At 43.9% G+C, this 23,174-nt stretch carries 24 protein-coding genes and 3 pseudogenes; 17 read left to right on the top strand and 10 right to left on the bottom strand.

Annotated features, from left to right (window positions below; genetic code table 11):
* Positions 1 to 10: 10 nt before the first annotated feature.
* From EII32_RS10275 to EII32_RS10265, 3 genes and pseudogenes are all read right to left on the bottom strand, one after another.
* Positions 11 to 269 (bottom strand): annotated as a pseudogene (locus tag EII32_RS10275) (transposase); the annotation flags it as partial.
* A gap of 23 nt (positions 270 to 292) precedes the next feature.
* Positions 293 to 507 (bottom strand): annotated as a pseudogene (locus EII32_RS10270) (transposase); the annotation flags it as partial.
* Positions 508 to 551: 44 nt separating this feature from the next.
* Positions 552 to 1,982, bottom strand: a complete 1,431-nt coding sequence (locus EII32_RS10265) for a DUF4357 domain-containing protein (protein ID WP_125235316.1) — start codon at positions 1,980 to 1,982, stop codon at positions 552 to 554.
* A gap of 595 nt (positions 1,983 to 2,577) precedes the next feature.
* On the opposite strand from EII32_RS10265, the gene EII32_RS10260 reads away from it, so the two are divergent.
* A complete protein-coding gene (locus EII32_RS10260) occupies positions 2,578 to 2,763 on the top strand; it encodes a hypothetical protein (RefSeq protein ID WP_125235315.1) in 186 nt (61 codons plus the stop codon).
* A 52-nt stretch (positions 2,764 to 2,815) separates the two neighbouring features.
* Positions 2,816 to 4,519, top strand: coding sequence for a hypothetical protein (locus tag EII32_RS10255; protein WP_125235314.1), 1,704 nt, complete (start codon positions 2,816 to 2,818; stop codon positions 4,517 to 4,519).
* A gap of 460 nt (positions 4,520 to 4,979) precedes the next feature.
* Here the strand turns inward: EII32_RS10255 and EII32_RS10250 are convergent, their stop codons facing one another.
* A complete protein-coding gene (locus EII32_RS10250) occupies positions 4,980 to 5,498 on the bottom strand; it encodes a hypothetical protein (RefSeq protein WP_125235313.1) in 519 nt (172 codons plus the stop codon).
* 263 nt (positions 5,499 to 5,761) lie between these two features.
* On the opposite strand from EII32_RS10250, the gene EII32_RS10245 reads away from it, so the two are divergent.
* Both EII32_RS10245 and EII32_RS10240 read left to right on the top strand, forming a co-directional pair.
* Positions 5,762 to 7,828: an OmpA family protein gene (locus EII32_RS10245; RefSeq protein WP_233582378.1), complete on the top strand. Its 2,067-nt coding sequence runs from the start codon at positions 5,762 to 5,764 to the stop codon at positions 7,826 to 7,828.
* 65 nt (positions 7,829 to 7,893) lie between these two features.
* The gene (locus EII32_RS10240) at positions 7,894 to 8,079 is read left to right on the top strand and encodes a hypothetical protein (protein ID WP_125235312.1); all 186 of its coding nucleotides are present in this window, start codon (positions 7,894 to 7,896) and stop codon (positions 8,077 to 8,079) included.
* Between the two features lie 58 nt (positions 8,080 to 8,137).
* Here the strand turns inward: EII32_RS10240 and EII32_RS10235 are convergent, their stop codons facing one another.
* From EII32_RS10235 to EII32_RS10220, 4 genes are all read right to left on the bottom strand, one after another.
* On the bottom strand, positions 8,138 to 8,503 hold the full coding sequence (locus tag EII32_RS10235; protein WP_158611174.1) for a DUF5056 domain-containing protein: 366 nt from the start codon (positions 8,501 to 8,503) through the stop codon (positions 8,138 to 8,140).
* Positions 8,490 to 9,032, bottom strand: a complete 543-nt coding sequence (locus tag EII32_RS10230; protein WP_125235310.1) for an RNA polymerase sigma factor — start codon at positions 9,030 to 9,032, stop codon at positions 8,490 to 8,492. Before EII32_RS10230 ends, EII32_RS10235 begins: the two co-directional genes overlap by 14 nt.
* A 1-nt stretch (position 9,033) precedes the next feature.
* Positions 9,034 to 9,219, bottom strand: coding sequence for a PspC domain-containing protein (locus tag EII32_RS10225; RefSeq protein ID WP_125235309.1), 186 nt, complete (start codon positions 9,217 to 9,219; stop codon positions 9,034 to 9,036).
* 154 nt (positions 9,220 to 9,373) lie between these two features.
* Entirely contained in the window at positions 9,374 to 10,060 is a 687-nt protein-coding gene (locus tag EII32_RS10220) for a DUF6249 domain-containing protein (RefSeq protein ID WP_125235308.1), read from the bottom strand.
* Positions 10,061 to 10,215: 155 nt separating this feature from the next.
* On the opposite strand from EII32_RS10220, the gene EII32_RS10215 reads away from it, so the two are divergent.
* The 13 genes from EII32_RS10215 (at position 10,216) to EII32_RS10155 (ending at position 21,867) form a co-directional block, all read left to right on the top strand.
* Positions 10,216 to 11,619: a methyltransferase RsmF C-terminal domain-like protein gene (locus EII32_RS10215; protein WP_125235307.1), complete on the top strand. Its 1,404-nt coding sequence runs from the start codon at positions 10,216 to 10,218 to the stop codon at positions 11,617 to 11,619.
* 9 nt (positions 11,620 to 11,628) lie between these two features.
* Positions 11,629 to 12,423 (top strand): thymidylate synthase, encoded by a 795-nt coding sequence (locus tag EII32_RS10210; RefSeq protein ID WP_125235306.1) that lies wholly within the window; start codon positions 11,629 to 11,631, stop codon positions 12,421 to 12,423.
* Between the two features lie 18 nt (positions 12,424 to 12,441).
* Positions 12,442 to 12,927 (top strand): dihydrofolate reductase, encoded by a 486-nt coding sequence (locus EII32_RS10205; RefSeq protein WP_125235305.1) that lies wholly within the window; start codon positions 12,442 to 12,444, stop codon positions 12,925 to 12,927.
* Positions 12,928 to 13,609: 682 nt separating this feature from the next.
* Positions 13,610 to 14,887 carry a DUF6383 domain-containing protein gene (locus EII32_RS10200; protein ID WP_125235304.1) on the top strand — a complete coding sequence of 426 codons (1,278 nt, stop codon included), beginning with the start codon at positions 13,610 to 13,612 and terminating at the stop codon, positions 14,885 to 14,887.
* Positions 14,888 to 15,067: 180 nt separating this feature from the next.
* Positions 15,068 to 15,880 (top strand): MotA/TolQ/ExbB proton channel family protein, encoded by an 813-nt coding sequence (locus EII32_RS10195; RefSeq protein WP_125235303.1) that lies wholly within the window; start codon positions 15,068 to 15,070, stop codon positions 15,878 to 15,880.
* Between the two features lie 2 nt (positions 15,881 to 15,882).
* Complete coding sequence (locus EII32_RS10190; RefSeq protein ID WP_125235302.1) at positions 15,883 to 16,359, top strand: hypothetical protein; 477 nt, start codon at positions 15,883 to 15,885, stop codon at positions 16,357 to 16,359.
* Positions 16,360 to 16,442: 83 nt separating this feature from the next.
* Entirely contained in the window at positions 16,443 to 17,006 is a 564-nt protein-coding gene (locus EII32_RS10185) for an ExbD/TolR family protein (RefSeq protein WP_125235301.1), read from the top strand.
* Between the two features lie 26 nt (positions 17,007 to 17,032).
* The gene (locus tag EII32_RS10180; RefSeq protein ID WP_125235300.1) at positions 17,033 to 17,521 is read left to right on the top strand and encodes an ExbD/TolR family protein; all 489 of its coding nucleotides are present in this window, start codon (positions 17,033 to 17,035) and stop codon (positions 17,519 to 17,521) included.
* 72 nt (positions 17,522 to 17,593) lie between these two features.
* Positions 17,594 to 18,145, top strand: coding sequence for a sugar O-acetyltransferase (locus EII32_RS10175; RefSeq protein ID WP_125235299.1), 552 nt, complete (start codon positions 17,594 to 17,596; stop codon positions 18,143 to 18,145).
* 56 nt (positions 18,146 to 18,201) lie between these two features.
* Positions 18,202 to 18,720: a TlpA family protein disulfide reductase gene (locus EII32_RS10170; protein ID WP_233582377.1), complete on the top strand. Its 519-nt coding sequence runs from the start codon at positions 18,202 to 18,204 to the stop codon at positions 18,718 to 18,720.
* A gap of 393 nt (positions 18,721 to 19,113) precedes the next feature.
* Complete coding sequence (locus EII32_RS10165; protein ID WP_125235297.1) at positions 19,114 to 20,334, top strand: MFS transporter; 1,221 nt, start codon at positions 19,114 to 19,116, stop codon at positions 20,332 to 20,334.
* A gap of 132 nt (positions 20,335 to 20,466) precedes the next feature.
* Entirely contained in the window at positions 20,467 to 21,129 is a 663-nt protein-coding gene (locus tag EII32_RS10160) for an HAD family hydrolase (RefSeq protein WP_125235296.1), read from the top strand.
* Positions 21,130 to 21,153: 24 nt separating this feature from the next.
* Complete coding sequence (locus EII32_RS10155) at positions 21,154 to 21,867, top strand: tRNA 2-thiocytidine biosynthesis TtcA family protein (protein ID WP_410524581.1); 714 nt, start codon at positions 21,154 to 21,156, stop codon at positions 21,865 to 21,867.
* Positions 21,868 to 22,356: 489 nt separating this feature from the next.
* Here the strand turns inward: EII32_RS10155 and EII32_RS10150 are convergent.
* Both EII32_RS10150 and EII32_RS10145 read right to left on the bottom strand, forming a co-directional pair.
* A pseudogene (locus EII32_RS10150) lies at positions 22,357 to 22,854 on the bottom strand (alpha-amylase); the annotation flags it as partial.
* Between the two features lie 95 nt (positions 22,855 to 22,949).
* The coding region (locus tag EII32_RS10145; RefSeq protein ID WP_233582376.1) for a hypothetical protein at positions 22,950 to 23,174 on the bottom strand (225 nt) is incomplete at its 5' end.

Raw genomic sequence — 23,174 nt, 5'->3', positions numbered from 1 at the left:
TAGTCGTTCCTTAAAAACTATATTTCAGCGTGAAGTTTGTAAAATCGAAGTTCACGCTGATTCTTTTTATAAGCCACAAAAGAACTCTCATTGCTCTTTTGAAGTTATATGCCGCCGCAGCTAATAAGACATTGACAGCATCTCCTTTCACACCTTTATAAAAGTTGCGAAATAGTCTGTAATCACTTTTAAGATATCCTATCGTTGGTTCTATTCCTGCACGCTTGCAAAACAACTTGTGTTTGTTTTTTTTGATAATAACTATCTTTACGCGAGTTCGAGATAAGATCCATCAAAAAAAGAGTTCTAACTGTCTCGTTTTTTCTACATGTACCGGCAATGCTTTTGGTTTGTTGTCGAAAAAACAATATGCAGTAAGTGCCAAGCACAGATTCATTATGAAGTTATGCACAGACCTGTGTGTCGTGAATGAAAGAGGTTCGCCTTGTTCTTGAGCAATTCGTTGACGCACTCTGTGATGTACCTTTTCCGAAGCATTATCCAATCTAACTTTTTTCGGTGAAATGGGCTTTTTAAGGAACGGTTATATATTATTTTCTGTAAATATCAAGTCCATTATTATTTTCGTCTCTCCATTCTCTCCAGCCATTCGAAGAGCCACCGACACAGAACATAGCCGCTGCACTGGGCGAATAAAAAGTGGCATCCTTTACCAATACTAATTCGTCACCACTACGTTCAGCAAATTCTGCTATCAGTGCTTCTCGCTTCTGCTTAATGTTTAGCCTAATATTGTCAAGATGATGTGGATTTATTTTGCTGCCTTTCAACACTATCATGGTCTGTGTCGCTATATCGAAAATACCCTTGGCGTCTGCATTGCGTGTCAGCACACATGCAATCACTCCTTCTTTCTCTGACTCGGCAGGTGACGGAGCGGAATCTCCTGATATCGTAACAACATAGCCTAATTTCTTCGCCAAGTCCACCATTTTAGATATGTTTTTTACTCTCCATTGGGAACACACGGCAAAGGTGATGCCGTCAGAATTATGTAACAGTTCGTTTTCTTCCAGCATATATCTTTTTCTCTTATAACCCTTTTCACGGATGTAGTTTATAGTGCGTATCACTCCGTATGAGCCTTGCAGTGCAGGATTGAACACCTTTTCCAATTCAGCAAATGAAACTGTGGGATGTTGTTCAACATACATCTTAACAAGTTGGTGTACGAAACGGCGTTTGCCTTGTGGTACTCCACCATTTATCGAGTACCGAGTCTTATCATATCGACGCTTGAGGTTTACTACTTCAGATTCTTGTTCTTGATGAACCGCTACAGACTGCAGTCCGTCCTTGGACACTGCCGTAAAGTTTAGTGACGCAAGCATCCCAACAATATCGCTTTGAGAGAAAGTGTTGCCATATTTTTCCAACAAGTACATTTTCATTCCTTCAGCAATCAGTTTTTGGGCATCTGTAATTAGGTTGTCTTTTATTTTGTTCAAGCTCTCTTGATGGCGCATCTCCTTGATACGTTCCTCACAAAACTGAACGATTGCTTCTTTGCTAAACCGCTCTTTCGAGAACAATTCCACAAAACGAACACCACGTTTATTGTCCAACTCCAATGGTATAGACAAAACAGAAACAGCATTATCGCTGTCAGGTCGGTCATAGAATATCTCAATTTGTTCTCCTATGTATATGCCGGCCTTTAGTTTTAGTTGACGCATGTATGAAACCAATTGGTCGCGGTCTTTTGCAATCTGCGTATGCAAAGGACGCTTCACCTCGATAACGAACTGTTTCTTTTCGTCCTTTTGAACGAGAATATCCGGCTGTATATGCCCATTGTTGCCGATAGATAGATTCGGTTTATGACATATCTCATTCTTATACCTCATCCAACCCAACAACTGTAGTTGAGCCTCAATCGTCGAATGGTATTCCGGCTCCTCCACGCCATTTTTCTTGGCTTCACACAGATAATAAACAAATTGGTTCCACTTTTCTTGCATACTTTCTGTTATTATTATAATTTGCAAAGATAATACATTTTTCCAAAAACGATATGATTTGATTCAGAATTATTCTTAACCGGTGTATTTATTACATAATTGCAGATTATCAAATTTTATGTCATTTTTTCAACCTTCTCTTGCACGTTCAAAATACTTTGATTACCTTTGCACCAAATTTGCAATTGACAGAGTGTGAACACATTAGGGGAACATCACAGACAACCGCACTTTTCCCTCTATAATAGAGATATGTGTGAAAGACGAAGAAACGAAAGTTTCTTCACACTTTTTAACGCAATTTATTTGGTTGTTCAAAATAAATTGCTAACACACACAATAAGCGCACCGCCGATCAATCCGCAATTCCATACTCACGCTATCGCGCGCGCGACAGCGTACCGCAAACCCTTTTCAGCAAAGACTATACCGAAAGATTCTTTTTGATGTTTTTGTGTATTTCTCATGTTGTCATTCAGCAAAAATAAATCGGAATATTGGGAAATATGAAACATAGATTACCATAATTAAAATATTATATATTAACAAAGGATTTTACCCAAAATGAGCAAATCCATAACAAAACCATTAAACAATGAAAAAAGAAAAAAAGTATGTAAATCCACAAGTAGAAATGATTAAAGTTGAAACTTACGCACAAATATTGAAAAGCAGTAATACGGGACTCCCCGAGGTTGAAGACGGAGGAAATGCTTTCATTTCAGATGATAATTTTAACGCCAAATCCATATTGGACGAGGAAATTGAAGAAGAGGACTAATACAACTCGTGGAAATAAGAAAACGAATAACAAACACAAATAATAACATGATATGGAAAAGAAAATATTGAAATCATTGTATATGGCATTTAGCATGTCAATAATATTATTGTCAGCAGGTTGTTCACACGACACAGACGAACCAAACTCTCCGACGAAGCCTGACACAGGACAGGAAATTACCCTGCAAGTAAGCATGGGAGAAGACAAACGACCCATAAACGACCCGGCAAGACGTGTCAAATACAACGATGATAAGGTTGATTACCAACAAAATACGCTGTTATGGGAAGCCAATGACAAATTGAAAGTAGTAGGAATGGACGGCGACACCTACAAAGGCGAGTCTGTGTTCACACTTTCCGAAGGCAGCGGCACGAAAACCGCCCAATTCACCGGCATGAGCGTGCCCGGCGCAACAAGTTACAAGGTGTATTATCCAAGCAACGTAACGATAAACCCTGCCGACGGAACAGCCACAATCAACATGGACGGACAGGTACAGACCGGTGACGACAACACAGATCATCTGAAAAACCGCATCTTCTTAGAAGGAACACGCAACAGCACATCCGAAAACATTACCATGACCATGAAGAGTTGCATTATGAAATTAGACTTTTTCCATGTACCCGCAGAGGTTGGCAACTTGAAAAAAATATTATTTGTGGTGGGAAACAAACCTAAAAACGATGCAGCCCCCGTTACATACAGGTATATGCGCGAATTGAAATTTACGGACAACAGCGTAAAGTTCAGTAGTCAAAAGGAAGACCTTAAGGCTTATTTTGCATTCATGCCCGAAGAGTTGCAACTGCAAAAACAAGACGTAATACATATAATACTTTGGGGTGATCAAAAATATCAGACCACCACATCCATAGGTGATCTTATTCCCCAGACCTACGATGCCGGCAAACGATATACAGCAAAAATGAATTATTTCTTCAAGTTCCGCTCGCCATTGGAATATGCCGCCAAACGAAATCTCGCACAAAATGGAACAGAATTTGCAGCAACCGATGCCAACGATGTTAGCGGATTTTTTACACGGTCTGAGGCAGAAAACCTTTTTACGGAAAACTACGGATATCCAGAATCCCCCAAATATATTGAAATTGCCGATACGAATTACATCTACCCGGACGCGAAACAATGGTGCAGCATTATTCCCGAACTTAAAGAAGCACCTAACAACAAACTCATAATATCTTTCGACGGCGGAGACCCAATCAATGACTACTCGGAAGAAGTAAAGGTGGGACAACTGCTAATCAAAACAAAAAACGATTACAGATATTCCTCCCAAGATCATGTTATATATGCACTCCGCTTCAAAGGCTGGCCCGACCTTTGGCGCACGGCATGGCGCTACCGCTTGACGGAAAATCCTGAACCTTACACCCTACAGGCGGGCGAAACGAAACCGGAAAAGAACTTGTGCCTTGTTATCGAAACCATCTATATAGGTCCATTCGACAATACCACCATTGACCAGATTGCAAGACCCGAATTTTGGAATGGCAAAACCACCATCAAGCGAATATTCCCCTACAGCGGATTCTTGTATAAGTCTAACGATCCTATACCTCATTTCAATAGCCGTATGGGAGAATCAGGCTACTGGTGGGTGAATACAAAATACTATAATGTATATAGTCACATACACAATGCCTATACCGTCAGAAAGTCTAATTGGGATAAATCAGGAAAAAACATGATTTCCGTCCGGCCATTCTACGAGGAAATTCTTTAATTAACAAAAATTGCTCGGCACATAACAAATGTTCTTGTTATACGAGCAATCTTTTTTGATGATTTGGTGTTCAAAATTAATTACTTGTATATTATGTGTCTTTCTGTCAGTGTTGTAGTATTGAAGAAGAAAAAATGTGACGGGCAGCACAACTGCTGATAACCGGCAGAATAACGAAAAAGAAACATAAAGATACCGGTAAAATAAAAGTTTCAAAAAACGAACAGATAAAAGAATGATTTGGGCGAGATTGCAAAACAATTTCGCCTAAATTGCCAACCAAAACAGCCAAAATCGCTTTTCGTTTTATTATCTCGTGGAGATAGAATAGGGATTTGCTGTTCTGTATTTTATGCCAAAGAACACCGGAACATGTTTTTACGAAAGAAATTGACAAAACGAAAATAAGCAAGTGAAATATACTCGCTTATTTTCGTTCTTTATTATTTTATTCTCAATGCTAAATAAGTCTGTACCATATGTAGTACTTACCGTCCTTATACTCTGTATGAATCTCAAAATTTTGCTTCTCTCCAATCTTTTCAGCAATCTCCTTTCCCAACTTTATAGCACCCCATTTGGTAGTGCAAGTACCGGCAAATTTCCAACCCTGATTAGGCTTTGGGGCTTTATTAATTGTTTCATGATAAGTATTTTTTGTATTAGAATTCAGACATTCGAACACCTCTCCAATTCCGGTAGCAAAAATATACTCATCTTCTGACAATACCAATACTTCATTATTTTCCGAAGAAAAAAGGATATATCCACCATTGGAATACTCCCCATTTACATTCTCAATAATTTCAGTAAGAGCGTCACACAATAGTTTTTCCTTGACAGATGTATTGACACCATCTACATCGTCAGAAATTCTCTCAACATCTTCTGAATATGTATCATCCAAATCAGAAGAGCAACCAGTAATACATAGACCAAATACAAAAATAACAATTGGTACTAATAATTTTTTTTTCATGGTTTTAAGAATTTATATTTTGCCTACTCTATATGCTTTTCAGCATCTGCGTATTATCATTATAAATTTGTCTCAAATATATAAAAAAACAAATACAAAACAATAGTAACATTATATTTTTAACTTTTATTATACTTAACAAAACGTTATTGCGATTTTTCAGCCAATCAATGCAGCAAGAGAAAAGTGATATCGCAATGTAATATTCCGCCATTTCGCTCGTTAAATAAGTAATGAATGATAACATAACGATGAGAAAGCGGATGGCGTGGAGCACGACAAAGTGTGTCGTGACGGTTCTCGTGTGCCTGATTACGGTGTCGTGCGGAGTGGAGCGAGCGGTAAAAAAGGGCGATAAATATTTCGCCATAGGCGAATATTACGATGCCGTGACGCAATACAAGAAAGCATACCGAATGACACCGCCCAAGGAACGCAAAGAAAGGGGACTGCGCGCAAAGCGGTTGGCAGAATGTTACGACCGCATAAACAGCACCCAGAAAGCCATTGCGGCATATCGCAACGTGATAAGATACAAACAAGACGATATGCAGACGCACATCGATCTCGGACGGAGACTGCTCGCCAACGGCAGTTACAAGGAGGCCGCGACAGAGTTGCAGGCGGTAATCGACTCTGTGCCCGACAACATTTTGGCACAAAACATGCTGAAAAGCGCACTCTCTGCCGCCGGCGAGAAGAAACGCGGCTCGCGCTACACGGTAAAAAAAATGGATGTGTTCAACTCGCGAAGGGCAGAATATAGTCCGATGCTGTACGGTGACCAATACGAATATCTCTACTTCACATCGACGCGAAACGAGGCAGAAGGCGATGAGTTGAGCGGTATAACCGGTACCAAACCGGCAGACATATTCCTATCCAAGAAAGATGACAAAGGCAAATGGAGCAAACCCGAGGCGGTGTCGGGGGGACTGAACAGCGGGTTCGAGGAGGGCGCATGCTGTTTCTCAACCGACCAACGCGTGATGTATCTCACACAGTGTACAACCGATCCTTCGTATCCGCGGTATGCAACAATGGCAACAAGCAACCGCGCCGACGCGGCATGGGGAAAACCATCGGTGCTGAACGTGACGCGCGACACTTTGTCGAACTATGCACACCCCGCCGTGTCGCCCGACGGCAAATGGCTGTATTTCGTAAGTGACATGCCCGGAGGGAAAGGCGGATTGGACATCTGGCGGGCAAGAATAACACCGGCTGGACCGGGTGGAGTGGAAAATCTCGGAGAACCGATAAACACTCCGGGCAACGAGATGTTCCCAACGTTCCGTCCCAACGGCGACTTGTATTTCTCGTCAGATGGACATGTAGGACTGGGAGGACTCGACATTTTCATAGCAACGATGAAGAACCGCCACATAGTGTTGGAACATCCGGGCTACCCGCTTAACTCGCATGGCGACGATTTCGGAATGACATTCGAGGGTGTACACAACCGGGGATTCTTCTCGTCTAACCGCGGCGACGGTCGCGGATGGGATCACATATACAGTTTCGAGAAACCGGAGATTGTGCAAACGATAAAGGGTTGGGTGTACGAAATGGACGGATACGAACTACCCGCGGCACAGGTGTATATCGTGGGAGACAACGGTACGAACAAGAAAATAAACGTGAAAGGCGACGGCTCGTTCACGGAAGTGATAGAACCGGGCGTACAGTACATGCTGCTTGCCACCTGCAAAGGATTCCTCAACCATAAAGAGGATTTGAAAGTCGCACCCGTGGAAATATCGGAAGAATATACACTGCAATTCCCGCTGGCATCGATACGCGTGCCGGTACTCATCGATAATATCTTCTATGATTTCGACAAGGCTACGCTTCGACCGGAATCGACTAAAGCACTCGACGAACTCGTGAAACTGCTCAACGAGAACCGAAACGTGACAATAGAACTGAGCGCACACTGCGACTACCGCGGCAGCGCGGCATACAACAAGACTCTGTCGCAACGCAGGGCAGAAGCCGTGGTGACATATCTCATTGCCCACGGAATACCAAAAGAGCGACTAACGCCGGTGGGCTACGGAAAAGAGAAACCCAAGACAATAAGAAAGAAACTCACCGAGAAATACAAATGGCTTAAAGAGGGAGACGTGCTGACCGAAGATTTCATCAAGGGTCGCAACGAGAAAGAACAGGATGTATGCAACCAACTGAACAGACGTACCGAGTTCATCGTCCTGCGCACCACTTACGGCATGTTCGATAAGAATGGGAAACTGAAAAATCCGCCCCAACCCAAACAGAAAGATGATACGGAAGAGGAAAACGAATGGCTCGATTTCGTTATAGAATAGTTTCATTTCACAAAGAGAGAAATTAAAATTTAACCCAAATCGGTCATTAGAACCCTCAACCGGTTTTGTTCGATTGTTGGGCAGATGTGCAGCCGTTTAATCGAAGTCGTAGCGGGCTGCGTCAAGATGAAATGGCTGCGCAGATGGCAGCAAGCGGGCTAAAGCAGCCGGGAAGCGTAACGTGCGATAGCAAATCTAAGCAAATGCGGTCTAATGACCGATTTGGGTTTGACGGGTTCGGCAGTGTGTAAATTAACTACCGAACCCGTTAAATCTCTAAAAAACACTTTCAGCAAAAACTATTTTTCTTCAGAAAAACTTCCTCTCGTATGCCAGCGAATAACCCAACAACACACTTATGACGAACATCGCCACGATATACGGAACATAATTGAAATGCAAAAGTTGCACGACGTCGATGTCCTCCAGCATTCCATTGAGTATTGAGTAAGGCACGAGCCAACTTTTGGTAAGCACCAAAAACACCACGCCAGCAATGATGCAGAGCCATGTCCATATACGGTTTATGTTGCTTTTGCAACGCGGCAACCGGTGCATAACGCGCCCGGAAAATCCGTCATCGGGCACATCGGCAACATTCTCGGCGAAGAAAGCGGCAATCAGCCTACTGTCATCGTCGGGACACATATTTTCATTAATTCTATCGTTTCCCATATCCATTCTTTCTTAAATAGTCTGCGAGTTTATCCTTACCACGAGACAAGTGCGACTTTACCGTGCCTGCCGCCATCTGCATTATCACGGCAATCTCATCGATGGAGTATCCGTCAATCAACTGCAGGGCGATACATGTGCGCTCGGTGGGTTTCAACATTCCCATCGCACTGTATATGTCGAGTGTCGCCGGAGTGTCGCAGCCTGCCGATGCAGGCACCACAACGGCTACGGAGTCAATATCATCGGTAATGCGATGGGCACGGCGGTAGTCGTACATCACGTTGAAGGCTATCCTGAACAGCCATGTCTTAAACGACGAATTGCCACGAAACGACGCAATCTTTGTGTATGCTTTGACAAAAGTGTCTTGTGCAAGGTCGTCGCTGAGTGCACCGTTGCCTACTGTTTGGGCGAGGAAGAACCGCCTGACGGGCGACTGGTATTTCCTGACGAGTGCATCGAAAGCACGCTTGTCATGCAATACCGCCACCCGGGACACCAAGGTAATGTCGCCCAAACTATCCATATCAGCGTTTCTCGGGCATTATGATCCATAATATCGGGTACAGTATAATGCCGCTGAAAGAGGTAAATACCGTGAGTCCGGCGTACAACAATCGTACCACCGTGGGATCTATGTCCGCATATTCTGCCAGTCCGGCGCATACGCCACCCAGCATTCTGTCTTCCGAACGATATAATTTCTTAACCATATTTTTTGTTTTTATTAATGATATTATTTATTGTAAAATTTAAAGTTTCAGGCGCATACGGGTTTGAGGAGGAGGGAGAAACATCTGACAGGAATAATTTCTTACTTTCTCCGGCGACAACTACACAAATGCCGTTCCCCCTCCCCTTCCCTAATTACTGATTTTTCTCTACGCTGTCTTTTTCACATTCTGCATTATTTTCGTTCATTTTTTCCTCTTTGTTTTTTCTTGAAGTCTTTGCTATAACGGCGAGTCCCGCACCGTATATCATCACCAACCAGCCTATTCCGGCAAGTCTGTCAGTACCGAAACAGTAGCACAGCACCACTATTCCAAGTCCGAGGAAAACGTTCTTCAATCCGCGGCGCCACTGCTCGTCGTCTGTCTCCACAAAGTTTTTAACAATATTCTGCGGCACTGGATTCCCCGACATAATCGCCATTCGTGCAAACCGCCGCTTCTCGTTTTGATGATTTACGATGAGATATACCAAAAAGCCAAAGAAGACAAAGGGAGAAATTGTTAAGATTATGACAATAACGGCAACAAAAATTACTATTATAACGCCTAATATACCTATGCCGACCAACTCGCGGAACAGCATTATGACACTATCGTTGTTATTGATATTGAATTTCATTTTATGCGAATACGTACCGGCATTGGTCAGAGAGTCCGACTGTGCAAACGACGTGGTGTCGCTGTATGCCGCCATACCTGCCGTATCATTGTCCATCATGTCAATGGGATGACTTTGTTTCTTGGCATGGAGACTTTGTTTTGCCGACAATGGCATTGCAAGTATCAATGCCGTGAATAAAAATACTATTACTCTGCTCATTTCTTTTACTTTTTTGTTTGTTACACATCTGTTAGACGCATGTCGGGACAAGAAAGTTGCAACAAAGATAAACTTTTTACGGTAAAATGGTGCAAAAGTTTCATTATTACCGCATTTATACGTAACTTTGAAGCCGAAAAGAAGACAATACAACCATGCTTACGCTGCCCGCAGATTTCACAGACACTGCACGAGCCACGTTCGGCGAAAGCCTTTGGCAGACTTATATAGAGGCATTGAGCCAGCCGGCACCGGTCAGCATAAGACTGAACGGCAGGAAAATCACCGCCTGCGAAATTGCCGACGGAGCGGGAAAAGTGGCATGGTGCGATGCCGGATTTTACATAAAGGAACGCCCGCAATTCACTTTTGACCCGTTGATGCACGCCGGCGCATACTATGTACAAGAGGGATCGTCGATGTTTCTGCATCACATAATGAAGCATATTGCCGGCACGGAGCCAGTGATAATGATTGACATGTGCGCCGCACCGGGCGGAAAATCCACCGCGGCGTGCACCCTGCTTCACGAAGACAGTCTGCTCGTGTGCAACGAACCGATACCGCATCGGGCAAGCATACTTGCCGAGAATATTATGAAATGGGGATTGCCGAACGTTGTTGTTACGAACAACTACCCGCAAGAACTGCGACAAACGGGCATCGCGGCGGACATCGTGCTGTGCGACGTGCCGTGTTCGGGAGAAGGAATGTTCCGCAAAGACGAGGGAGCTGTTGCCGAATGGAGCCTTCAAAACGTGGAGAGATGCCGAACTCTGCAACGAGAGATTGTGGGCGAGGCGTGGCAGTGTCTCAGGCAGGGAGGAACGATGATATACTCCACATGCACATTCAACACCCGCGAAAACGAAGAAAACGTGCAGTGGATATGCCGGAATTTCGATGCAGAGACAGTTGACATACCGATTGAGAAGGAATGGGGAATAACCGGTTCGCTGCTCAAAGACTTCAACGGCAGCGTTTATCGCTTTATTCCCGGAGCGACACGCGGCGAAGGTTTGTTCGTGGCCGTGATAAGAAAGAAAGGCGAGTGCGGGCAGAAAATGAAGAAAATAAAAGCAACGAACGGCAAGGAAAAGCACATCACGGAATGGATTGAACACCCGGAAAAATATATTGTGGAGGAAGAAAAAAACGTATTGACGGCCATTCCGCGACAATGGTTTGCGCTGATAAAACATCTTTCTGCCACGTTGAAAGTGATACACCGGGGCATCAAACTCGGTACTGTCAAGGGCAGGGACATCGTTCCGGAGCAGTGCCTCGCATTATCTACGGCACTGAAACGAGAGGCTTTCGCAACGGTAGAGACCGACCGGAACACGGCAACTGCATACCTGCGAAAGGAAGCGGTGACACTGCCGGACGGAACACCGCACGGAATAGTGCTGCTTACGTATGGTAACATGCCGCTCGGTTTCGTGAAAAACATCGGGAACAGAGCCAACAACCTATACCCGGCGGAATGGAGGATAAAGACTACACATATACCACGCGAAACCAATGAAGTGATAACAAAATATACCGGAAAGCAATAAAGAAGAAATATGAAGCAATATCTTGACATACTTGAACGAATACTGAAAGAGGGAGTGAGGAAAGAAGACAGGACGGGAACCGGAACACTGAGCCTGTTCGGGGCACAGAGCCGGTACGACCTGCGAGACGGTTTCCCACTGCTCACAACGAAAAAACTGCACTTGAAGTCTATAATACACGAACTGCTATGGTTCCTAAAAGGAGACACTAACGTGAAATACCTGCAAGAGAACGGTGTGAGAATTTGGAACGAATGGGCAGACGAGAACGGAGAACTGGGACCGGTATATGGTCATCAGTGGCGTTCGTGGCCTGACTATAACGGAGGTTCGATAGACCAAATAAAGAATGTAATCGAACAAATAAGACACTCTCCTGACTCACGGCGAATGATTGTCAGCGCATGGAACGTGGCAGAGGTGGAGAATATGGCACTGCCGCCGTGTCACACCATGTTTCAATTCTATGTGGCAGAGGGAAGACTGTCGTTGCAGTTATACCAACGTTCGGCAGATACCTTCCTCGGAGTTCCGTTCAACATAGCCTCATACGCACTGCTGCTGCAGATGATGGCACAAGTGACAGGACTCGAACCGGGCGAATTCGTACATACAACCGGAGACACACATCTGTACCTTAACCACATAGAACAGGCACGCCTGCAACTGACAAGGGTACCGAGGAAACTGCCCGTAATGAAGATAAACCCTGACATTCACGACATTTTCAACTTCCACCACGAAGACTTTTGTCTCGAGGGGTACGAACCGTGGGAGCATATAAAAGCCGAAGTATCCGTATAAACAAGAAAATACATCATAATGAGAATATCAATCATAGCCGCCGTGGCACGAAACCGAGCAATCGGAAAAGACAACAAACTGGTTTACTGGCTGCCGAACGACCTGAAAAGGTTCAAGCAACTGACAACGGGAAATACCATCATCATGGGCAGAAAGACATTTGAGAGCCTACCGAAAGGAGCACTGCCCAACCGACGAAACATAGTGCTTACACGCTCCGACAACAAGTACAACGGTTGCGACACTTACCACTCGCTCGATGACGCAATACAAAATTGCAACGAGAAGGAGGATATATACATAATAGGCGGAGGCAGCATCTACGAACAAGCAATGCAATTGGCAGACAGGCTGTGCCTTACAGAGATTGAAGACACACCCGAAGATGCCGACACGTTCTTCCCTGACTATCGCGAATGGCAAGAGACATGGCGCGAAAATCACGACAAGGACGACCGTCACGAATATCGATATGCTTTCGTTAATTACGAAAGGAGGAAATAGAAAAAACGAGTTTCACGACCTATGTGAAACTCGTTACGACAAATAACAGTGATAATCTTTGTAGAACGAGAAACCGTCTGACAGATAGGATAACACGAACTTGCGTGAAAGAACAAAAAAATATTGTCTGAAATACGCAACTTGTACTATTGCCAACATTGACTTATGGACAAAACATTAAGCATATACAAATTACTGTTGTATGTCATCATCGTAATTATGCTCGTTAACCCTACCCTATTTCTTTATAACGCAACCTGAAACTGTACGCGATTAATATTCGTGATGTTTTGTGCTTTATCCGTGTTCACTGTTGAAAATAAATTCATGTGTTTATAAATAAAACACTTACAGCACAATAATGATACAGAATCAATCATACGAACCCACAAATCGTTAAATAACTATAAATCTACACATTATCTAAAACATTTCGCCAGAAGATTTAAGTTTATCTGATTTTATTTGTATCTTTGGCACAACTGTCAGATACTTATTTGATTTTATTGCAGCACTAAGCAGCACTAAGTCAGGTAAATCTTCCGACATGGCAAAATTCCGGACGACTTATTGTTGTTCATGAATTTATAACAATATTCAAATCAAGGTATTGAGAAATTAAGAATATTTCATAACAAAATATACCACAAGATTTAATATTAATAAAAGAAAGGAGTCTATTATGAAAAAACATTTACTTATTAATCTTATCGGACTGTTTTTATTCATGTCACCCATTTATGCCGATAATGGTGATTATTTATCCCCAAAGGAATGCGGTATAGAAAATGCTCTTGTTTATGAACCAATAAATGAAATCGAAATCACATTCGAAGGCATCATCGGCATAGCCGCAGATGTTAAAGCATTAATCACATTCGAAGGTAACACAATGGCAACCGGCACAATTACCTCTCGTAATTATAAAACACAAGGTATTGCCACCATTACTTTCGAAAATCTGATTCTTCCCAAAGGCAAATCCTACAAATTGGAAATTCCATCGGGAGCAATTTATTTGAAAGATGATCCCACCGTCAAAACGAAAAATATCAAGATAGACTTTGAGGTTCCGGCAAGCATTCCCCTTTATTATTGTTCGGTGGAAAACGACTCTACAATTATTTCTGCCAGAAGCATTTGGTTCTACTATAAAACAGAAACCGAGCCAATTGGAAATCCTACCATGACCCTGTACCGTGAAGGAGTACCTATGAACACTTTTAATGCGCACGTGGGTTGGGACTGGAACTTGGGACAAGCGTATGCCGATTTCGGAATGACAATAAACTTCGAGAAAGGCGTACATTATTCCCTTGTATTTCCCGAAGGAAGTTTGACACCGAGATTTCGCACTGACATAACCAACGAAGAATCAAGAGTGGATTTCGTAGGTGGATATACAGAACCGGCAGAACCGGTAACTTGTGTATGGTGCAGCCTTTTTGACGACCCAAATATTGATGAGATTAACGTGGTTCGTTTTTTCTACAATCAAGCCATAATTCTTTCTCCGGATCCGAAGATTCAGTTGTTTGACGGCGACAATAATCTGATAAAGGAAGTGACACCGGTACTGACCAAAGAAAAAGAATATTGGGTTGTATCCTGCGATTTCGGAGGAATAAAAATTCCCGAGAGTGGTTGCTATATCACGATTCCCGAAGGAACAGTTATCTCGGCAGAAGACAATGAGAGGACAAATACTAAAAACAGTTTCAGCCTAAAAATAGAAACAGGAGTTGACAAGGTGTCAAGCGGCAACCTTGAAATCAAGGTGTATGATAAGAGAATTATTATTGACAACGCACCTTTAGGAGAAACCATTTCTGTATATTCTGTAGATGGAAAGAAAGTTGCCGACCGACTTGTTTCTTCCCGATATTTCATTCTGGAATTAGAATCTAACGGTATTTATATCGTTTCAATTAACGGGAAATCATACAAAGTCGTCATCTGACGGTAGTTCGTTTGAAATAAACGGTTGACTTTATGCACATGCGGTGCACCTTTAAAAGTTTTTAGAACGTATCGAAAACAAAAAGAATTAATTATTTTTTGTGTTACGGGCTATTTACACTACCTTTGCAGCAGATTAAATATCAATATATATATTGAACAACAAACACATAATACAATCATGCTGACAAGAATAAAGGTTGCAACAATACTCCTCGTGCTGTCTGTCATGACCGGTATGGCACAGACAGACAGCATGACAATAACAGACAGGCTCGATTCAATGGCAAACGCACAGTTGATGATTGGCGTTGACAGCGACTATGCCGATGTGGCAATGCAACCGCAATCACTGCACAAAAAAATCAAAACGAAATTCATAGAGGGCAACGCGGGCTTCATGGCACTCGTGGCATTGGCACTCGTATTGGGATTGGCATTCTGCATAGAGCGCATAATATATCTGAGTCTCAGCCACATAAACACAAACAAACTTATGGAGGACATCGACCGTCTCGTGTCAGAAGGCAATGTAGAGGGGGCGAAAGAATTGTGCCGCAACACACGCGGACCGGTTGCATCGATATGCTACCAAGGACTTATGCGCATCAACGAAGACATCGACGAGATAGAACGCTCCATTGCTTCTTACGGTTCGGTGCAGTCGGCAAACCTAGAGAAAGGATGCTCGTGGATTACATTGTTCATAGCAATTGCGCCATCGTTGGGATTTCTCGGAACGGTAATCGGAATGGTTATGGCATTCGACCAAATTCAAATGGCCGGCGACCTCAACGCCACGGTAGTGGCCGCAGGAATGAAAGTGGCACTTATTACCACCATTTTCGGTATCATCGTCGCACTTATATTGCAGGTATTCTACAACTATATATTGTCAAGGATAGAAAACCTCGTAAGCCAGATGGAGGAGTCGGCGATAACATTGCTCGACATTACGGTCAAGTTTAAAAGTGAAAAAATAAAAAGACAATAAAAATGCTTGACACCAAACGCATTTCCGGATGGGTATTGATGGTGCTTATAGGCATCATTGCAGTGGTGTTTTGCACTTTTTTTCTCATCGGATACGACAATCCGCATGACGAAAATCCGGCATTCAACGCACCGCGTCTTACCGGTATCGTTCTCGTTCTCGCTTATGTAATGACCATCGGTACATTTGTCACAGCCGTAGTCTCGCTCGCAATGGCATTCCGCAGGCGCGACAAAAAGGATTCCGTGGTAAACAACATACCTGCTACACGCATAGCATACACCGTCACGGGGGGGGGTGCAGCCGTACTGTTATTGACATTCTTGCTCGGCTCCACAACTCCGATGAACATCAACGGCACGCAGTATGCACAAACATTATGGCTAAAAACAGCAGACATGTTCATCTACACCGCAGCGGCAATGCTCGCAGCGGCAATCGCGGCAGTGATAATATCCATGATGAGAGCAAGGCGTTAGCAATGAACATTGAACGGCAAGCAATAGAATTTGAACGTTAGTGAAAACAACGTTTGGCAATTTTCAACCATAAATTTTAGAATATGCCATCATTCAAAAGGAGGCGCGAGATACCCTCGCTGAACACTACATCAACGGCAGACATCTCTTTCATGCTGCTGATTTTGTTCCTCGTCACAACATCATTGGATGCCGACAAGGGACTGCAACGCCAATTACCTCCGATGGATAACCGCCAAGACATTCAGATAGAAGTAAACAGCAAGAACATATTACGAATCGAACTTACCGCCGACAATGGCATAATGATAGACGACAAACCGTCATCGACATCGCAGTTGCGTAGCGTAGTAACAAATTTCGTGACAACCAGCCCCGACCGTGCAAGACACATAATATCCCTGAAGACCGACCGCGCCGCCACCTATGCCGCGTATTTCAAGATACAGAACGAGATAGTGGCGGCATACCAATCACTTCGCGATAATGCAGCACGCAAATACTACCACCGCCCTTATGCCCGATGCTCGGGAGAACAACGTGAGAAACTACGCGAACTTTATCCGCAACGCATAGCGGAGGGATATGTAGAAAGTGAAGAGCAACCTGAAAAACAATCTCCGGAAATAACATCACAATCCAAATAAAATCTCAAATAATCCTCCCACAAGAAATGATCTTCCGAAGAAACAAAAAGCAAGTACCCGGTCTGAACACGGCTTCCCTGCCCGACCTCATCTTCACCGTATTGTTCTTCTTTATGATAGTTACCCACATACGTCACGATGCCCCGAAGGTGGAATACCGCATTCCGCAAGGTACCGAACTACAGAAATTCACAAAGAAATCGGCAGCTATATATATATATGTGGGCAAACCACTCACCATGTTGCAGAAAAAAGAAGGTAAGGAGGTTAAGGTGCAGGTAAACGACAAATACGTCACACCCGCCGAACTGACCGACTACATCGCAGACGAGCGCAGTCGTATGCAACCGGAAGATCGCCGGAATATGACCATCATACTGAAAGCAGATCGCAACGCGGACATGGGTACGATAATAGACGTGAAACAAGCACTGCGCAAGGCAAACGCACTGCGCATCAGTTATTCGGCAGAAAAAGAAGAATCCGTAACACAACAGAAAGCATCGAATAAATAATCAGATGTAACGGCAGAAACGTACGATGTGCCATTTAAACACAACTAACAATCCAAAGCCTTTGAAACAAGTATGACAGAGAGAGAAAAAATGGTAAGGGGAATGACATTTTCGGGTCTTGACCCACAGTTAATGAAAGAACTCAACGATACAAGAGAACGGTTGTGGGAATACAACAACATGCACCCAAGACTAAAAGAAGAGCGCACGGCACTGATAAAAAACATTCTCGGAGCATGTCACGACGATGTACTTATAAACCAACCGTTTCACTGCGACTTCGGCAATAACATAAAAGTAGGTAAAAGATTCTTCGCAAACTTCAATCTTACCATACTCGACGAGGCTCCCGTTACGATTGGCGACAACTGCTTCATTGGACCCAACGTAGGAATATATACCGCATGCCACAGCACAGACCCGGTGGAACGCAACAAACGGCGCGAATGGGCAGAACCGGTGAATATAGGGAACAACGTATGGATTGGTGGCAATGTAACAATTCTGCCGGGCGTCAATATAGGCGACAACGTAACAATCGGTGCCGGCAGCGTTGTGAAAAAAGACATTCCGGACAACTCCATAGCCGTGGGAAATCCGGCTCGCGTAGTGAAGAAAATATAACAACAAAGAATATGAAAAAACAACTTTCAATGCTGATTCTCATGCTGTGTACAACTATGGTATCGGCACAAAAGACAACAAGTACTACCAAAGAGACGATTGCCGACAAGAACGGATATATTGTATTCGATGGTGACAAATGCCCTGATTTCAAAGTGAAAATGACCGATGGCAGCGAAATTGACATATCTTCGTTGCGGGGAAAGGTTGTCATGTTGCAGTTTACAGCATCGTGGTGCGGAGTGTGCCGCAAAGAGATGCCTTTCATAGAACGCGACATCTGGCAGCCGCACAAAGACAATCCGGATTTCATTCTCTTGGCAATCGACCGCGACGAGCCGCTCGAAACGGTATTAAAGTTTGCCGAATCCACTAAGATAACCTACCCCATAGGACTTGACCCCGGTGCAGACATCTTTGCCAAATTCGCACTCCGCGATGCCGGCATCACTCGTAACGTGTTGCTCGACCGAGACGGCAGAATAATAAAACGCACACGTCTATACAACGAAACGGAGTTCGCATCGCTCGTGGAAGCAATCAACAAGGAGTTGGAAAAGAAACAAGAGGAATAAACATACCTACCATATTTACGAGTGGCAAGCAGGTATTCGACATTAATCTTATATGTGTATGGTTTTATCTGCTTTTCCTTTACCTGTATCTTCACGTTTATTTTTAGTCATTCGGTCGGCAGTTGTTAGCCGCACTGTCTGTCACACTCATTCTTACATACAACAGACCGAATGAAAACAGACGTAAATATACACGGACACCCAATTAAACCCAAATCGGTCATTAGACCGCATTTGGGTTTAATTCAACCAACAGATACATCTTTATTATATACATATAAAAAACAAAAACGACATCAGTATGGCTGTTTTATGTCTCCGCCGTACTTTATTAACATATTAATTAGTACCTTTGCATGTCTGTTGCATACAAAGGAAAAGAATATATTTTATATGAATACGGCAAAAGAACGTCTGTGGAACAGTGACTATTGCAAGGTGATGACGGCAAATTTCTCGCTGTTCTTCGCTTTCTACCTTCTCACACCTCTGCTGCCGCTATACCTGAGTGAGAATTTCGGAGCAACAAAAGACATTATAGGTATGATGTTGTCCGGATATACGCTCACGGCACTTGTCAGCCGTCCGCTGAGCGGATACCTCGTTGATACCCTTCCGAGAAAGAAGGTGTTGATGTGGTGTTTCTTCTTTTTCTTCATCTTATTTGCAGGCTATCTCACCGCCTCCACACTGCTACTGTTTACCATAGTGAGAACACTTCACGGAGCACCGTTCGGCAGTGTTACCGTGGCAAACAGCACTGCCGCCATCGATGTGCTTCCTTCGTCACGCCGCAACGAGGGCATCGGATATTTCGGTCTGAGCAACAACATAGCAATGGCAATAGCACCCACAATCGGCATATTAGTGTATAAATACACCAACAATTTCCAACTACTTTTCTGGCTCGCATTGATAACTGCGCTGTTCGGAATGATTGTTGACGGTACATTGAAATATGAAACGGCATACGGGAAAAAGTTGAACGGTGTTTCAAAACAAAGCAGAAAAATAATACAGGGTCATCACAACATGTCTGACCGTTTTTTCCTTACCGGCGGATGGCTCTTGGCAGTAAACATGGTGTTCTTCGGTTTTTGTTTCGGCATATTAAGCAATTATCTCGCCATATACGGCAAAGAGGTAATGGGCGTTACCGGAGGTACGGCTACATATTTCGCACTGCTTTCAGTCGGACTGATCGTCTCGCGACTGCAAGGCACAAAGGCACTGCGCGAGGGAAAACTGACGCTGAATGCCATAGAGGGGACAATACTTTCGTCTGTGGGGTATGTTCTGTTCGTGGCATGTCCCAACCAACTCGGATATTATGGCTCGGCACTCTTCATCGGACTTGGCAACGGGCATATATGGCCGGCGTTCCAAAACATGATTATATCCATTGCGAGTCACAACCGGAGAGGTACGGCAAACAGTACGATTCTCGTTTCATGGGACGTGGGAATGGGCGTGGGAGTGCTGGCAGGCGGTTTCATATCCGAACGTCTCGGCTATCCGATTGCTTTTTGGACTGCCGCGGCAGCACAAATATGTGGTACCATTCTATTCTTTTTCGCCACAAAAGATTTCTATTTGTCACGGAGGCTGGAATGAAAAAAGAAATAACAGATGGAACAAATAACCCGGAATAAAAGACACCCGGATTGCGAGGATTGCCCGTGAGCAATTAAATCATTGTTAATAACGACAATCCGCAAAGGTTTAACTTTTTAAAACTTAAATTAAATGATAACATTCATACTCGATTTCGACGGAACATTGGGAGACACGACAGACATCATCGTTAAAACCATGATGCAGACAATAGACACGCTGAATCTGCCCAAACGCACACGCGAACAATGCACCGCAATGATAGGATTGCCGCTGAAACAGACATTTACGGAATTGTATCCCGATTTCGACCACACAGTTGTCGACGATGCCACGGGAGACCTATGCGCAGAGACATACCGGCTACTGTTCGACATCAACAACACGCCGGGGGCAGTACCATTGTTTCCCGGTGTAATGCAGACACTCCGCGAACTGCACAACCGTGGTGCAATGCTCACGATTGCAAGCAGCCGTGCAAGCAAAACACTCGTGGGATATGTCAAGAGTCTTAACTTGGAGGACATCATCACATATATAGTTGCAGCCGACAACGTGACAAATGCCAAGCCGCATGCCGAGCCGGTACTTAAAACAATTGCAGATAATAACTTGCGAAAAGAAGAATGTATTGTGGTAGGAGACACCCGTTTCGACATTCTCATGGCACATAATGCAGGAGTGAGAGCCGTAGGAGTTACATACGGTAATGGCAAACGCGAGGAACTTGAAGCCGCAGGGGCGGAGTATATCATTGACGACTTCGGCGAATTGCTGAAATTGTTCGATGTATGATTGATAAGCAACGGGCTGTGAATGATTATGGAAGATAAAGAAAAGACAAGGTTGCAGACACGCATAATGCGCATGTTCAACGATGCCATTAAAAGATACTCGCTGATAAAAGACGGAGACCGAATACTGATTGCACTATCCGGAGGCAAAGACTCAATGGTTCTTCTATGGCTGATGGCGCAGAGAGTGCGCATATTCAAGCCACGTTTCGAGGTGGAAGCGGCGTTCGTTAAAATGACGAACATCCCTTACCAATGCGACGACGAATATCTGCAAGACTTCGCCAAGTCTAACGGTATAAGGCTTCATGTACTCGAAACATCGTTCGACGAGAGTACCGACAAGCGGCACACACACTGTTTCTTATGCTCGTGGAACCGTCGCAAAATGCTGTTCGAAGCCGCAAAAAGACTGCACTGCAACAAAATTGCACTGGGTCACAACAAGGACGACATCATCGAGACGGCACTGATGAACCTCGTTTTTCAAGGTCGCTTTTCGACAATGAAACCCCTTATGCGGATGGAACGCTTCCCGATGACCTTGATAAGACCGCTTTGTCTTGTACGCGAACATGAGACGTTGGCACTCGCCGAGAAAATGAATTTCCGCAAACAAATCAAGAACTGCCCATACGAGGACGCATCGCATCGGTACAACATGAAACGCATAGTGTCACAACTCGACGAGATGACCCCCGAATTCAATTACTCAATATTCCGCGCCATGGGCTTATAAAAGTAGTTAGAGAATTAAAAGAAAACAATTTTAGGACACAAAGAAACCCACATTTACCAACATATATTACTGGGTAATAACTCAACGAAAACTGGTACAAGTGGTTAGCATGCCGGGCTTTGATATGCTGCTAATAAGCAACATTATGTACAGCAGGGCATACAAAAGTGTAATTCCATTGGAAAGTTATCTTCTTGTCGGCAATCTCTCTGATTTCACTGCAAGTGTCATAGACTCAATGCGCATGACAGAGATACTCTTACCTTTATCGACCATCGCGGCATGGTTTGCCGAACGGCACTACTATCGTAAGATTTCAATACCAACAAAGAGGAAAAATTATGTCGCAACAATTTGTTTTACAGCCATTGTCTCAAGTTTGTTTCTTGTACCCAACGGAGGTTTAAGCAAGACTATCGACAACATGCAAAACGCTAATTATTACAGTTGCGCCACACCGATGTACACCGTTTTCACAAATATAAAATATTATTGTACCACTTTGAAACGAACCCTGAAACTACGTTTTATCTCATCCCAGTTAGTGCCGAGAAGTTCAAATCGTCCTATCTGGGATGTTGTGCGTACATGTTTCCCGATACATGTGCATACATCATAGTCGCCTATACGCACAAGACGTATCGTTTCCGAGACATCTTCCGGCAATCGGTCGAGCGATATTCGCGAATCGGGAGAATCATCATCGGCACTCATTACCAAACCCTCAAGTTCGGCTCGCGTAACAAATTCATACGTCACGGGCATATCGCTCTCTATCAGCGCGTTCATCTCTTGTTCTATCTTACGCTCCTCATGGCGGTCGGGTTTACGGTCAAGGATATACGATATTTTGCTCTTTTTCCTCTCCACATGGGCATTGCACGAGCGTTCGCACCCGAACATGCGCTGCATGAGTTGGTTCAACAGATGCTCGGCGGTGTGTGCCGGAGGGAATTCCTCTTTGTTATGCTCGTTCAATATGTATTCGTCTGCCATTGTAACAAATTCTTTATCATTATACATTACGGTCTGCAAATATAAGAAATATTTCCTTGTCAGCAGAAAAACAGACCGGAAAATTTTCAAAACCACCTAACATGATGTTTTTCCGGACAGTTAAACCCAAATCGGTCATCAGAACCCTCAACCGATTTTGTTCGATTGTTGGGCAGATGTACAGCCGTTTCATCGAAGGCGTAGCGGTCTGCATCGAGATGTAATGGCTGCGCAGATGGCAGCAAGCGGGCTAAAGCAGTTGGGAAGCGTAACGGCAATGGCAAATCTAAGAAAATGCGGTCTAATGACAG

Source organism: Prevotella sp. OH937_COT-195, from assembly GCF_003932845.1.
Taxonomy (GTDB): domain Bacteria; phylum Bacteroidota; class Bacteroidia; order Bacteroidales; family Bacteroidaceae; genus Prevotella.
This window is presented reverse-complemented; position numbering and strand designations above follow the sequence as displayed.